We start from the raw sequence: 14,003 nt of genomic DNA on the forward strand, positions 1-14,003 counted from the left end.
AGCGGTTCACCGGGCCGAAGCGCTTGGCACGGCCTGGTCAGCAGCCCAGCATTGACTGGGATGGATCGAAGTCGAAACCCGGAGGACGGATGCGAGGACTTGACGCCCCAGGGATGGTCGACCTGGTGGGAGAGGAGCAGACGGGTGAGATCTCGCTGATCATCTCCCATGACAAGGCCTGGACCGACGAGCCCGTCGAACTGGAGCGACTCGCAACAAAGATCAACAACTACGCGTCCTTCGCACTGGATGGCGGCTTGCTGAACCAGTTCCCGGAGTCGGCGGGCAGGCCGCTGCGGATCCTCGTCGACTGCGTCACCGCGCCGACCCCGGAGGTGAGTGCCCTGCTGCATCGTGCGGAAGCCCAACTTGCGACCTACTCGTTGGGTCTTGCCGTCAACTATCCGTTGCGGGGTTGAGCAATTCGATCCGGTCCGGCACCGTCCCGGTCACTCACGTCTCGGGTAAGCCAGCCTGGACGTCCTGGACGCTCGGCCGGTGGTGTCGTCGGTCTGCATCCGCAGGCCCTTCAGCCGAGGCAGTACTTCCAGAGGCGTCAGATCACCATCGGTAACGATGGTATATCCGTACAGGATGATCGATTCGATCCTGCTCAACCCTGACAGCGGTGCGAGGGAGGGGATCTCTCCCCCATCGCTGAACTCAAAGGTTCGAGCTCGCGCGGTCGCACGCCACCGGTCAGCGGCTCCAACCGTTCCAGGTTCTCGATCAGACCGCCGTCCAGCCGCGACACCGTTGAGCTCCCATGAATCTCCGCCCGCCACAGTCGTAGCACCTCGGTCACCTCATCCAATGGTGCACGGACAAATCCGATGCTCGACGTCACCGGCGCTACCGGTCCCCGAACAGCGTTACGTCACCCGTCATGACGTTCCTCAGCTACCGGTTTGCGCGCACTCGAATGCCCGCCGCATCGTGGCTTCAAGCTCAGGTTCATCGAATCCGCGCAGGTCGAAGCACGCGTCGGAGTCCTCGGCCCCGGGCGCCTTGAGTGCGTATTCCAGGTAAGCCAATGCCCCTTGAGCCGAAGCATCGTTCGGCTGCGAGGACAGCCACGCGGCGGCGCGGCGGTAGACGGCCGGATAGTGTCGGGCGACGAACAGGCCGGCTTGATCAGGGAGCTTGACGCGGTCCAGCACGTATCCGGTGATGCTGACGTCGGTGAACTCCGCCTGACTGAAATCCGCCGAGAACGCACTGGGTGACACCGGATACCGATGGCCGCGCCCGTCGATGATCATCTCTCTGGCAGGGCCACGGAATGTACAGTCGACGACCTCACTGTCCTGAAACTTGAGCGACCTGGACGGCGCATCAAAGCTGCAGTCGATCAAGACGCACCCGGTGAGCGACGAATCGACGAGATTGGCACGATCGAACGCAACCCGGCGCCACACGTTCCGCCGCCCGAGCCACTCGCCTGTTCCCAGCCCGCCACTGCCCCGCAGATCGGCTCGGCGGAAGGAGCAGTCGGTGACCTCGGTGCCCCACAGCCGCCAGTCCAGCAGGCTTGCCGAGTCGAACAGGCAATTCTCGATCTCGGAACCGAAGAACCGGGCCGCGTCGATCTGAGCCCGCCGGAGATCCAGCGACTGCCAGTGCACACCGGCCGTGGGATTGTCCTTGTCCCCGAGGGTGAACGGCGAGGCCGCCAGCGGGATCCCGCGCAGGTCGACCCGTCCGTAGACCTCGGACAGCCCATCGGGTCGATGCCCCCGACCGAGCAACCAGTCACGGACGGCACGGGTCAGTCTCAATCCGTCCGATGCGTACCAGCGCTGTCTCAGCTCCGCGGCGGTCGCCATGCAACATCCTCGGTCAGTCGGCGAAGATCAAGGTCTCCCGGATTCCCGTGATCGTAGTCCGACTCGTGCTTCGGTCGTGATCATCTTGACGACATAGCCGCCAGCTGATCAGTCCGCGACAGCAACGAATTCGGCTGGCACCTGATCAGCGAGCCACACGACCTCATTACCTTCGTAGAAGGTCACGCCTGCCGCCGCGGCGGCTACCGAGTCCACACTCAGCACGATCGGATCGGCGCTCTTGCGCCGCCCGACCGACACAGCGGTCTCGCGATCTATGGACAGATGAACGAACTGTCGCCCCATCGGGATCAAACCTTCGGACCTGATCGCCGACCACGAGTCAGGGGCCGTCCCATGGAACAAGCGGCTCGGCGGTGTAGCAGGTCGACGACGGATCCGGCCGGGGATCGAGTGGCCATAGATCGCCCGGATACGGTCTCCGTCGATCTCGTGACGACGTTTTGTCGCCGTGGCGAGCATGTTCTGCAAGGCAGTCCGGTCGACCGAAGCCCACACGCCACCCTGCTCGCGAATGGCCTCGATGAGTTGATCGATAGGCACCCAGCCCTCGTCGTCCAATTCCAGCTCGTACAACCATGGCTGGTGGCGCAGCGCGTGAGACACCAGTCGACTCAGATCCGCGTCAGTCGTACTCAATCAAGTCCTCCACTGCTTGGCGCAGCCAAGCGTAGAACCCGTCGAACTCCGCCTGCTGCTCCCAGCCGGGTGAGGCGAAGTCGTGGATGATCGACACCCTGCCATCGCCTCGGCGCAGGTCCCAACAACCGACGTCATCGTTATCGATCCGCCGAGCGAACGGCACCAGCAGTCGCGTCGGATATCGCTCACCCAGACCATCCAGACGCTGTGCAAGCTCCTCACCCTCGAGGATTCGCCATGGCTCCAGGTCGGTCAGCCCGAGCTCCACAACCCGAATGAACTCCGGCGGATACATGAACCCGCCGGGAAGCTCGGCAGGGCCCAGCAGAGTAACCATCAGTTCCCTTCGTAACCAGTCCATGGCGAACCGTTCGGCCATGCGTTGCGATAGCCCGCACTTTGGTTGCCGATTCGGTTGCTAGCCGCCTCGCCCCAAGTCTCAGGGATGACACCCTTGCGCGACGGGAAACGTCCTGCGTGCTCGCCAGGGATCAGATCGTCGAAGCCGTGGACATTGGCCTTGACGTCGATACCGGCCATCTTCGCCGCAAGCAGGCGCCGGTTGTCGAGCGACGTGAGGCCGCCATCCTGCATCTTGACGACATCGATCGGGTCGCCCTTCCAGCCGTTGGCACGCATGCTGTCCCTGATCTCCGCAACCCCCGCTCCAGCCTTGTTCTGACTGAACCGTACCGAGTCGGACGGGATCGAAGTTCCAGGGCTCGGCTTCGGTCGCACCTTCTGCAACACCTTGCCGCCGACGGCAGCGAGGCCGTGTCCCGCAGCGCCACCGGCGCCGCCGAGTGCGGCACCTGACACGGCGCCGGTGCCGGTCGCGGTGAGGAAGCCACCGACGGTGTGCGGACCAGGTCCGGTGGAGTAGCGGTAGGCGCCCATCCCGGCGCCGCCGACGCCACCGGACACCGCACCGGTGATCGCGGCGGCCTTCAGACCGGTGGCCCCGACCTTGGCCGCGACACCCAGACCGCCGACACCGCCGAGGGCACCGGAGACCGCGACCTCACCCCAGTTGACCTCGCCGGTGGTGGCCTTCTGGATGATCGTGTCGGCGCCGGCGGAGATCAGCATCATGCCGGCGGGACCGCCGAAGCCGGTGGCGACCATGACACCGCCGGCCAGCACCATCGCGCCGCCGGCCAGGTATTCCCAGTTGTTCTTGACCCAGCCGGTCGTCGCGTCCCAGGCCTTCTCGTACCAGGGCTTGCGGGCGTTCTCCAGATCGGCCTGGGAGACCGGTTTCAGACCGGTCGGATCCAAGGCCTGCAACGGATCGTTGCCGGCATAGGAGTACGGATTGCCGGCCCACCCGGCGCCGAGCTCGGGTTCCAGCGGGTCGACCGACAGGAAGCCGCGGGTGCTCGGATCGTAGGCCCGGGCATGGAGCCATTCCAGGCCGGCGATGTTGAGTTCCCCCGCCGCGCCGATGCTCAGGCCACCGGGAAGATCCGTCGCACCACCGTTGTCGATGGTCCACGGATCATGACCGGTCGCCCGGCTGGGACGCCAGCCGGTCGCTGTCCACTGATCACCGATACCGACGGCGGCGGGAGTGCCGAGCACCGAGGCGTCCCCGACCTGCACCAGACCGGGCGCGTACGGGGTGGCAGTGTCCCAGTAGGTCGACAGCTCGCCCGACTCCCCCGCGATCGACGCGAGCTGACCGGTGCTGTCGACCTGCATCCGGGTCGTCCGCACCCGGTCGCCGACCCGATCGGTGACCCCCGACAGATAGCCGGTCGGCGACCAGGAGTAGTCCCGCTGCCGGCCGTCGGCGAAGTCGGTCCGAACGCGGCGGCCTGCGTCGTCGTAGTGGTAGCTGGTCGTGCCCCCGGCATCGGTCGAGGAGATCAGTTGGGCTGCCGCGTCGTAGTCGTAGGTCCGGGACTGCCCGTCCCGGGTCTCGGCGATCAGCCGGCCCGCGGCGTCATAGCGCCACCGGGACACGGACTCGCCGAGCCCGTCGACCAGCCGGGCGGCGATCAGCTGGCAGGCCTCGTCGTAGTCGAAGGTCGTCGATCGCCCGGAGCCGTCGACGTCGTCCCGGTCGATCCGGGTGATCCGGCCGTCGTCGTCGCGATCGATGGTGGTTCGGACGGATCCGTCGGTGCGGCTGACGGTGTGCGCGGAGACGAAACCGTCGGCGTAGCCCCAGGTCTGGGACTCAGCTCCGGCGGTCGCGCCGATCAGCCGACCGGACCGGTCGCGGGTGAATCCGGCACGGCCGAGCAGCGGATGGTCGACGACGGCCAGCCGGTTCGCGGCGTCGTAGCTGTACGTGGTCCGATTGCCGTCCGGCGTCGTCATCGAGGTCCGCCGACCGGCGGCGTCGTAGCTCCACTGCACGGCGTTGCCGTCGCGTTCCTGCCGGATCAGTTGATCACGCCGGTTCCACTCCAGCTGCTGGGTGCTGACCCGATCGGGACGGCTGCGGTCGGTGATGGTGACCCGACGGTTGCGCAGATCCCGTTGGATGGAGCTGATCTCGCGGCCGTCGACGGCGATCGAGGCGACCCGGCCGGCGGCATCGTAGGTCCATTCGGTCCGGCGACCACCGGGCTCGGTCTGCCAGACCTGGTGCCCGACCGCGTCGTACCCGGCGGTGGTGGTCCGGCCGAGAGCGTCGGTTTCGGCGATGCACCGGTTCTCGGCGTCGAACTCGCGCCGGGTGACGTTGCCCAACGGATCGGTGATCGTGGTGTTGCGGCCGGCCGCGTCGTAGTCGTAGCGGGTGACACCGCCGTTGCCGTTCACCACCGACGTCAGCTGCCCGGCGGAGTCGTAGCGGAACCTGCGTCGCCCGTTGTCAGGATCTCTGGCCACGATCACCCGGCCGGCGAGATCGTAGCCGTAGCTGGTGGTGCCGATGCCGGGCGAGAAGGTCGCCGTGATCCGGCCGCACCGGTCGTAGCTGGTCCAACCGACCTCGCCGGTCGGCAGCGTGACCCGGACCGGTCGGCTGTCGGCGTCGTAGCCGATCGTGGTGCGTCCACCGAGCGGGTCGATGGTCGCACTCCGCCGGCCGCACTCGTCGTACTCGAATCGGGTGACGTCACCGACCGGGGAGGTGAACGCGATCGGCCGGCCCGCGGCATCGCGTTCGATCCGGGTCAGCGCACCCTCGGGGTCGAGCAGTTCGACCGGACGGCCGCAGCGATCGTAGGCGGTGATCGCCGCCGAATCGTCCAGCTGTCCGACGGCGATCGGACGGCCGAGCGGGTCGAAGCGGTGGGTGACGGTGCCGGTCTCGTCGCGGGAGATGATCTCGCCACCGGCCGCGTCGGAGCTGACCGAGATCTCGTGGCCCAACGGATCGACGACCCCGGTGGGCGATCCGTCCCGGCCGTACTTCCAGGTCCAGGAATGCCCGGCGGGCGTGGTGGTCGTCGACAGCCGGGACAACGAGTCATGGCTGAAGCGCCAGCTGCTGCCGTCGGGAAGTTCGACCGCAGCCAGGTTGCCGAGGTCATCCAGCCGCCGCTGCACCGTCCGGCCCAGCGGGTCGATGGTCCGCGACTCCTCGCCGTCCTCGCCGTACTCCAGCTCGGTCCGAGCACCGGTCGGGTCGACGGTCGCCGCCAGCCGACCACCGGCGGTGTACTCATAGGTCGACACCGCGCCGTCGGGGTCATGGCGCTCGGTGATGCCGTGCGCGCCGTGCACGAAAGTGGTGCGATTGCCGCTGGGCGTGACCGCGGCAACGACCCGCCCGGCAGCGTCGTACTCCAGCCGCGCGGAGTTGCCGGCGGCGTTGGTCGTTGCGATCAGGTCGCCGTGTTCGTTGTAGTCGAACTGCAGCGCGACCCCGGTCGGATCAACCATCCGGACCAGCAGACCGTCGCGCCAGAACAGCCGGGTGACGCCGCCCTCCGGATCGGTCAGCTCCGACGGGTTGCGCTGGCTGCCCTGATAGCCGTACGTGGTCACCGCACCCTCCCCGGTGACCACGGTCAGGAGCCGGTCGGAATCGTCCCAGCCGTACTGGATCTCCGCACCGGACGGGCTGACCTCGCGCAGCACGTGACCGCGCTCGTCGTATTCGCGGACCGTCGCCCGTCCGTCCCGACCGACGACCTGGACGGGATTGCCGTACGTGTCGTAGCTGGTGGACTGGCGCTGGTCGAAGCTGTCGATGATCCCGATCAGCCGGCCGCGTCCGTCGTGCAGCCAGGTGTTGGCGCGGGTCCCGTCGAGGTCGGCGACCTCGGTCACGTTGCCGGGCAGGTAGCTGTAGCGGCTGGTCCGTCCGTGCGGCGACCGCTGACTGGTCACCCGGCCCTGGCCGTCGTAGCTGTTATGCACCTCGACGACCCCGTCGGCATCGACCACCTCGGTGATCAACCCCGCGTCGTCCCACCGATAGGACCGGGTTCCTCCCTCACCGGTGGCCGCCGTCAACCGTCCGGCGGAGTCGTAGTCGTAGCTGACCCGGCGCCCGTCCGACGCCGTCGCGGCCACGACCAACTCGCCGTCCCATTCCAGCGTGATCGAACGGCCACGTTCGTGCTCCAGGGCGACCAACCTGCCGTCGGTACGGCGGAAGTTGATCATGGTGCCCTCGCCACGGTCCTGGGAGAGCAGGGTGCCGGCGGTCGTGAAGCGCCAGGTGCCGCCGTCGTTGTCGGTGACCCGGAGTTCGTCGGCAGCGTCGTCGCGCTGCAGCCACAACGACAACCCGATCGCCCGGCCCCAGCCGGTGCCGCTGCGCGGGAACTCGACGACCCGCCCGTCCGGTTGGGTGAGGTAGCCGGCCTGGTCAGTGAAGTTGATCTTGGACTCGGTCCAGCTCGTCCAGCCGGGGCCGAACGCACCGACGCTGTGGTTGAAGGAGTTGTACATCCGGTTCAGGCTCAGCGAACCGCAGCCGCCGGCGAACTCCAGGTCGGCCTCGGGCTCGACGAAGTTGCCGGTCGACGTGTTCACCGGGTCATCGGAGTAGCCGGTAGTGGGTGCGACCCCGAGCCGGGCCGGCGAGGTCGGCGGGATGTCGGTTCGGTTGACCGAGACGCCGGCCCGCTGCACGCTGGCGGTCAGCGCACTGTTGGAGACCGTCACCATGCTCCCGGAACCGCCGGCCTTCTCGAAGGCCGACGCCACCGCCCCGACCCAGGTCTGGTCCTGCTGGTTGAGCTTGTGATAGGTGCCGAACGCCGTATAGACCGCCGATCCGTTGACACCGGTCGTCCCGTCGACACCCCAGTCGAAGCCGGAATTGAAATCCGATTCGAGGCCGGACAGCTTGCTCGATCTGCCGTTCATCGCCTCGATCTCGCCCGACCCGCTCTTGGCGAAGTCCCGCAACGCCGACGGGCGTGCCGATGACGTCGAGCCGCCACCACCGCCGCCGCCGCCCTCACCGGGCATCGGGTTCTCGCGGTCCTTGGCATTGGCCGAATACTGCTTCGGTGCCGGCGGCGGCTTCGGTCCCTCCGGCGGGTCCTCGTCGCCACCGAGGTCGGAGAGCGTGATGTGCGCCTTGTCCTCGTCGTGCCGCTTCTTCCACTCCCGGGCCTCGCGTCGCCGCCTGTTCTCGTCGGGGACCAGGTCCTTGATGTACTGGACCTGCCGCGCGATGTCATCCAGCGCGGTGGCGATCTGCCCGCCGTCCTCGTTGGCAATTCCCTGATTGCGTTCGAAGATCTGCGAGAACAAGCCCTTGAAATCGTTCATCGCCGAGGTGGTGTGCGTCCGCCGATTGGTGCACTGGGTCCTGATCTTGGAGGCCGCGTCCTTGCATCCCGAGATCAGCGAATCGGCCGCCGTGTTGTCGATCTTGACATCGGGTAGCCCACCCCAGGTATCCGGATCACTACTCACTGCTGCGTTCCTCCCCCAGCTATCCACCCCATCGGGCGCGCGGCGACGATCGCACGTCGTGATGCTGCCGCCCGATCGGCACGCCGTCCCCGACGATCCCGCGCGCCGCTCCCGATCCCTGGCCGACGACCCGCCACATCGCGAATCCGTTCGATAACTCCTGAAGCCCCAACGCTACAAGTGGCGGAGTTCACCGATCGCCCCGGACCGGGGCTTTCTTGCGATCCGCACGATAACCATCGGACGGGAATGTCCGGTGAATCGGAATTCTCGGATCGGAATCGTCGCACCCCGGGGCTTGACCGTGCCCCAAGGACACGGTTTCTGATGGTGTCCGGATAGCAGATATGAGCGACGAGAGGACACGATGGATCGAACGAATCGAGGACGGATCGTACGGGGCTTGGCGATGACGCTGGCGGCAGCGGTCGGTGGGTCGCTGACGATCGCACCGGCCATCGCCGACGACGTGACGGCGGAGGCGCCGACGGTGAGTTGGGGTGCCTGCCCGAAGGATGTCGCCGACGAGGCGGTCGGGATGCAGTGCGCCGAGGTGCCGGTGCCGCTGGACTACGACCAGCCCGACGGCACGAAGATCACGGTGATGATCTCCCGGGTGGCCAGCGCGAAGCCGGCCGACCGCCTCGGTGTGCTGATGCTCAACCCGGGTGGCCCGGGCCTGGCCCTGTCCCAGCCGGCCGACATGATCAACTTGGGCCTACCGACCTCGGTGACCGACTCCTACGACCTGATCGGGATGGATCCCCGAGGCATCGGCCATTCGACGCCGGTGCACTGCGGCTTCACCGCCGAGGAGGACTACCGCGGCAACGTCGCGCCCTGGGCGAAGGACGCGGCCGCCGTCGCCCGGCAGGCCAAGGCGGCCAAGGCCGTAGCCGAGCGCTGCGCGGCCAACGACAAGGACAGCATCCTGCCGCATCTGTCGACAGCCAACATCGCCCGCGACATGGATCACATCCGCGGTCTGCTCGGTGAGAAGAAGATCAGCTACTACGGCGCGTCCTACGGTACGGCGCTGGGCTCGACCTACGCTTCGATGTTTCCCGAGCGGACCGACCGGGTCGTGATCGACAGCAATCTCGGCGCCACCACGAGCAACCGGGCGAGCATCCGCCGGTTCGGTCTCGGGATGGAGGATCGATTCGGCGACTTCGCGACCTATCTCGCCGAACGGCACGACAGCTACGGACTGGGCCGAACCCCCGGCCAGGTGCGGAAGAACTACCTGGCCATGGGCGAAAAGCTTGATCAACAACCGATCGCCGGGGTCGACGGTGCCCTGTTCCGGTTCACCACCTTCGCCTCGCTGTACGGCGACAGCAGCTTCCTGCCCCAGGCCCGGCTCTGGCAGTCCCTGGTCGACGGTGACGAGTCGGCGGTCCGCCGGAACCTCGACCACGATCAACTGGCCGGTGCTCCCGGCGTTCCGCCGGTCAGCGACCCGACCTCGCGGGCAGCCGAGCCGTCGCCGTACGACAACATCTGGTCGGCCTACCTCGGCATCACCTGCAACGACTCCCCGTTCCCCCGTGACGTCCGGACCTACCAACGTGATGTCGCCCAGGACCGCAAGCGGTATCCGCTGTTCGGTGCGGCCAGCGCCAACATCACCCCGTGTGCCTACTGGCCGGAGCCGGCCGAGAAGCCGGCCACGATCACCGACGACGGACCGGCCAACATCCTGATCCTGCAGAACCTGCGCGACCCCGCCACCCCGCACCGGGGCGGCGAACTCGCCCGGGCGAAGTTCGGTGACCGTGCGCGGCTGGTGAGCATCGACCAGGGCGGTCACGGTGCCTACGTCTACAACGACAACGCCTGTGGGCTGGACGTCACGACGAGCTACCTGGTCGACGGCACCTTTCCCGACGATGACGTCTTCTGCCCGGCGACCAAGGGCTCCGGCCTGAAGCTCGATGCCGCGGGGAAGCAGCGGCGAGCCGACACCCTGAAACGCCTCGACCGCTGATCGACCGCACGGAAGACCGGATCGCCTGGTCGGCCCCGTCCGGCCAGGTGATCCTGGCCACCGTCCGCAACCGATCTACACGTACGATCGGGCGCTGTGGGATTCAGCCGAGCCGAGTTGGAGAGCTACCGCGACACCGTCGTTCCCGACCTGGTCGGTCCGGGGCTGCGGCTGCTGTTCGTCGGCATCAATCCGGGATTGTGGACCGCGGCGACCCAGACCCATTTCGCCCATCCGGGCAACCGCTTCTATCCGGCGCTGAGGCGGGCCGGGATCATCGACCGCGCCATCGACCAGGCCGCCGGATTCACCGATGCCGATCGGCGCTACCTGATCGCGCGCGGGATCGGCAACACCAATCTGGTCGCCCGGGCCACCGCCCGCGCCGACGAGCTCGGCCGCGATGAACTGGTGGCCGGCGGCGAGACGCTGCGGGCGTTCGTCGCCGAGCATCGTCCCCGGGTGGTGGCGATCGCCGGCATCACGGCGTACCGGACGGCCTTCGGCCGCCGCCAGGCCAAACCGGGCCGACAGCCGGAATCGTTGGAGGGCGCCGAGCTGTGGGTGGTGCCCAACCCGTCGGGTTTGAACGCCCACGAGACGGTGGAGTCGCTGGCCGAGGTCTACGCTGCCGCCGCCCGCGCCGCGGGCGTCCTCGACTCCTGACCTTCAGTGCCGCTGCAGCTCACGGAAGCCGTCCAGCCAGAAGCCGGGCGCTGACATCGCCTCACCGCGGCTCCGCACCGTGTACGGCGCGAAGACGCTGTTCAGCAACCAGGGCGTCTTGGTCGGCCCGAAGTTCTGCACCATCAGATCGTCCTGCTTGAAGCCGTAGCCGGCGACGGCGAGCCGGCCGGTGCCGCGGTAGAGCCGCAGTTGGTCGGCGAGGAAGTCGGACTGCTCGACGAACCACGGGTTGCTGATCAGGAAGTCATGCCACTGCCGTTCGCTGAAGGGTTCGTCGATCGCAGATCTGATCACCTGCCAGACCTGGGTGTCGGGAGCGATGCCGTAGCTGTCCGCATACTCGGGAGAGACGGTGTCGCGCAGGTGTTGTTGCCAATACCAGACCAGCGAGAACTCGGTGACCAGGAACGTCTGGTCCGGGCGCATCCGCGGCAGAATGTAGTCCAGGAACGGTTGCGCGGCGGCGGGGTCGGGCAGGTGGGGATGGATGTCGACGCCGGCGATCTGAGGCGTCTCACGGACGAAGCTCATCCAGCGTTCCACGGCCGGCGTGCGACGGTCGGGAAGGTCGAGTCGATTGAGTGCACCCATGTAGAGCGCGGTGCCGCACGCTTCGGAGCACTGTGCGGAGCGGACGTCGATCACGTGCCGGGCGACGGTCTCGTAGAAGACGTTCAGCCGCTCGTCCCGCTCCTCGGGCAGGCTCTCGATGAAGGGTTCGTTGCCGATCGTGATGATGTCGACGGTACCGAGCACCGTCGGCAGCACCCGGTCCAGGCGTGCGAGTTCCGCGGCCATCGCCGCCGACCCCGGTTGCGGGAACGAGTCCTTGTTGTACGGGAACTTCAGGCTGAGGATGGTGTGGTAGCCACGGTCGGACAGACCGACGATCGTCTTGATCGCGAAATGCTCGGCAGGGTCGCCGTCGTCTGCTGCCGGCATCGGGAAGAAGCCGCGGACCCAGTCGGTCCCCGACAGCCGCAGCTCCCGGTCGTTCACCGCGTCCAGATTCTGATTGAAGTTGGCCGCCAGGGCCCCGTACGCGCCGGCGACGGGTTGCGGCCGTTCCGGATCAGCCTCGGTCGGCGCCGTAGCGGCCGCGGACGCCGGCAGCGCCAGCAACGCACCCAGAACAACGATCGGCAGCCGTCCCCACATCCGAACCACTCCTCTGTGTTGGATCCCGAGATCGCAATGGTAGCGCTACCATTCGGCCCCGCCATAGAGCGGATCGCACGCGGCCGCGAAGAAGATTTCCAGCGCTGTCGATCCGGCGAGGCGCAGAACCGTCGAGAATGGTGAGCGGCCCATCAGGGGCCCGAGCGAGAGGCAGCACCATGGCCAGGTACATGATCTTGATCCTCGGCGACGAGAAGCAGTGGGACGCGATGACGCCGGAGGACAGTTCGACGATCGAGAAGGGACACCTCCGGTTCCGGGAGGTCGCCGATTCCGTCGGTGCCACCATCCTGGCGGCCGGTGAGCTGGAGTCGTCCTCGACCACCACGACGCTGAAAGCGGTCGGCGACGACCGGCCGACCGTCACCGACGGACCGTTCCTGGAGTCCAAGGAGGCGCTCGGCGGGTTCTACGTGGTGCGGGCCGAGGATCTGGACGCGGTGATCGCGATGGCCTCAGCCCTGCACGAGGTCCGCGGAGGGCACAGCGCGGTGGAGATCCGCCCGCTGGTCGACCATGGTGAATGATCGTCGGTCGAGATCCTGATCATGGTCCCCGAGCAGCGATCAGGACCCGAGGCCGATTCGGCAACGGAGGTGGTGCGCCGCGCGATCGCTGCGGCGCACCGCGCCGAGTGGACCCGGGTGCTGGCTGCCACCACCCGGCTGACCCGCGACCTCGACCTGGCCGAGGAATGCACCCAGGACGCATATGCCCAGGCGCTGCGGTCGTGGCCGACCTCCGGTGTTCCGGACCGGCCCGGGGCCTGGCTGACCACGGTCGCCGGCAATCGGGCGCGGGACCGGCTGCGGCGGGAATCGGCCGGCCGGCGGGCGATGCAGCTGGTGATACCCGAGGTCACCTCCCCTGCCGCCGACGAGGCGGCCGACGACGAACGACTCAGGCTGATCTTCACCTGTTGCCACCCCGCCCTGGCGATCGATGCCCAGGTGGCCCTGACGCTGCGCCTGGTGTGCGGTCTGTCGACGGGTGAGGTGGCACGCGCGTTCCTGGTCTCCGAGAGCACCATGGCCGCTCGGATCACCCGGGCCAAGAAGAAGATCTCCACCGCCAGGATCCCCTACCGGGTGCCGGCGCCGGAGCAGTTCGGCGAACGCCTGACCGCGGTCCTGACGGTGGTCCACCTGATCTTCACCACCGGGCACACCGCCCCGACCGGCGAGCAGTTGGTGCGTCGCGACCTGACCGACAGCGCGATCGACCTGGCACGGTTGCTGCATCTGCTGATGCCCACCTCGGCAGAGGTGGCCGCGCTGCTGGCGTTGTTGATCTTGAACGACGCCAGGTCGCCGTCCCGGACCACGGCCGACGGCCGGTTGCTGCTGCTGGCGGATCAGGACCGGTCCGGCTGGGACCAGGAGTTGATCAAGGAAGGCGTCGGACTGCTCACCACGGCCCTGGCCCGGGAGCGGCCCACCCGGTATGCCGTGCAGGCCGCGATCGCCGCTGTGCATGCCGAGGCACCGAGCTTCGAGGCCACCGACTGGTCCGAGATCGCAGCACTCTACGACGTCCTGCTCACCCTGTGGGACTCCCCGGTGGTGGCGTTGAATCGGGCGATCGCGATCGGCTTCCGGGACGGACCACAGGCCGGACTCGCCGCGTTGGCTCCGCTCGCCGAGGAGCCGGCGTTGGCGACCTACGGCTATCTGAGTGCGGCCCGTGCCGACTTCCTCCGGCGACTCGGCCGACGATCCGAGGCCGTCCTGGCCTATCAGGAGGCGCTGGCACTCACCGACAACGGTGCCGAGCGCAGCTTCCTGGCCGACCGACTCGCCGAGGTCGAAGCCGACGACTGACCA

At 67.7% G+C, this 14,003-nt stretch carries 10 protein-coding genes; 5 read left to right on the forward strand and 5 right to left on the reverse strand.

All coding sequences use genetic code 11. The features are described from left to right. Positions 1-89: 89 nt before the first annotated feature. Positions 90-419 carry a DUF6572 domain-containing protein gene (locus tag BLU38_RS00870; protein ID WP_157683122.1) on the forward strand — a complete coding sequence of 110 codons (330 nt, stop codon included), beginning with the start codon at positions 90-92 and terminating at the stop codon, positions 417-419. Positions 420-896: 477 nt separating this feature from the next. Here the strand turns inward: BLU38_RS00870 and BLU38_RS00875 are convergent, their stop codons facing one another. The 4 genes from BLU38_RS00875 to BLU38_RS00890 form a co-directional block, all read right to left on the reverse strand. Continuing rightward, positions 897-1,625 carry a pentapeptide repeat-containing protein gene (locus BLU38_RS00875; protein WP_157683123.1) on the reverse strand — a complete coding sequence of 243 codons (729 nt, stop codon included), beginning with the start codon at positions 1,623-1,625 and terminating at the stop codon, positions 897-899. A 309-nt stretch (positions 1,626-1,934) separates the two neighbouring features. Further along, on the reverse strand, positions 1,935-2,486 hold the full coding sequence (locus BLU38_RS00880) for an RNA 2'-phosphotransferase (protein WP_091518393.1): 552 nt from the start codon (positions 2,484-2,486) through the stop codon (positions 1,935-1,937). After that, positions 2,473-2,826 (reverse strand): hypothetical protein, encoded by a 354-nt coding sequence (locus BLU38_RS00885; protein WP_091518397.1) that lies wholly within the window; start codon positions 2,824-2,826, stop codon positions 2,473-2,475. Before BLU38_RS00885 ends, BLU38_RS00880 begins: the two co-directional genes overlap by 14 nt. Continuing rightward, on the reverse strand, positions 2,826-8,324 hold the full coding sequence (locus BLU38_RS00890) for a DUF6531 domain-containing protein (protein ID WP_091518401.1): 5,499 nt from the start codon (positions 8,322-8,324) through the stop codon (positions 2,826-2,828). Before BLU38_RS00890 ends, BLU38_RS00885 begins: the two co-directional genes overlap by 1 nt. A 367-nt stretch (positions 8,325-8,691) precedes the next feature. Here BLU38_RS00890 and BLU38_RS00895 point away from each other — a divergent pair, with 367 nt between their 5' ends. Then, positions 8,692-10,314: an alpha/beta hydrolase gene (locus BLU38_RS00895; protein ID WP_091518406.1), complete on the forward strand. Its 1,623-nt coding sequence runs from the start codon at positions 8,692-8,694 to the stop codon at positions 10,312-10,314. A gap of 96 nt (positions 10,315-10,410) precedes the next feature. Further along, complete coding sequence (locus BLU38_RS00900; protein ID WP_091518411.1) at positions 10,411-10,980, forward strand: mismatch-specific DNA-glycosylase; 570 nt, start codon at positions 10,411-10,413, stop codon at positions 10,978-10,980. 3 nt (positions 10,981-10,983) lie between these two features. Here BLU38_RS00900 and BLU38_RS00905 read toward each other — a convergent pair whose 3' ends face one another. Further along, a complete protein-coding gene (locus tag BLU38_RS00905; RefSeq protein WP_197679941.1) occupies positions 10,984-12,159 on the reverse strand; it encodes a hypothetical protein in 1,176 nt (391 codons plus the stop codon). A gap of 179 nt (positions 12,160-12,338) precedes the next feature. Here BLU38_RS00905 and BLU38_RS00910 point away from each other — a divergent pair, with 179 nt between their 5' ends. Together BLU38_RS00910 and BLU38_RS00915 are read left to right on the forward strand one after the other, a co-directional pair. Then, on the forward strand, positions 12,339-12,707 hold the full coding sequence (locus BLU38_RS00910) for a YciI family protein (protein WP_091518414.1): 369 nt from the start codon (positions 12,339-12,341) through the stop codon (positions 12,705-12,707). A gap of 21 nt (positions 12,708-12,728) precedes the next feature. After that, positions 12,729-14,000, forward strand: a complete 1,272-nt coding sequence (locus tag BLU38_RS00915; RefSeq protein ID WP_091518418.1) for an RNA polymerase sigma factor — start codon at positions 12,729-12,731, stop codon at positions 13,998-14,000. Positions 14,001-14,003: the final 3 nt, after the last annotated feature.

It is taken from the genome of Microlunatus soli (genome assembly GCF_900105385.1).
GTDB lineage: Bacteria > Actinomycetota > Actinomycetes > Propionibacteriales > Propionibacteriaceae > Microlunatus > Microlunatus soli.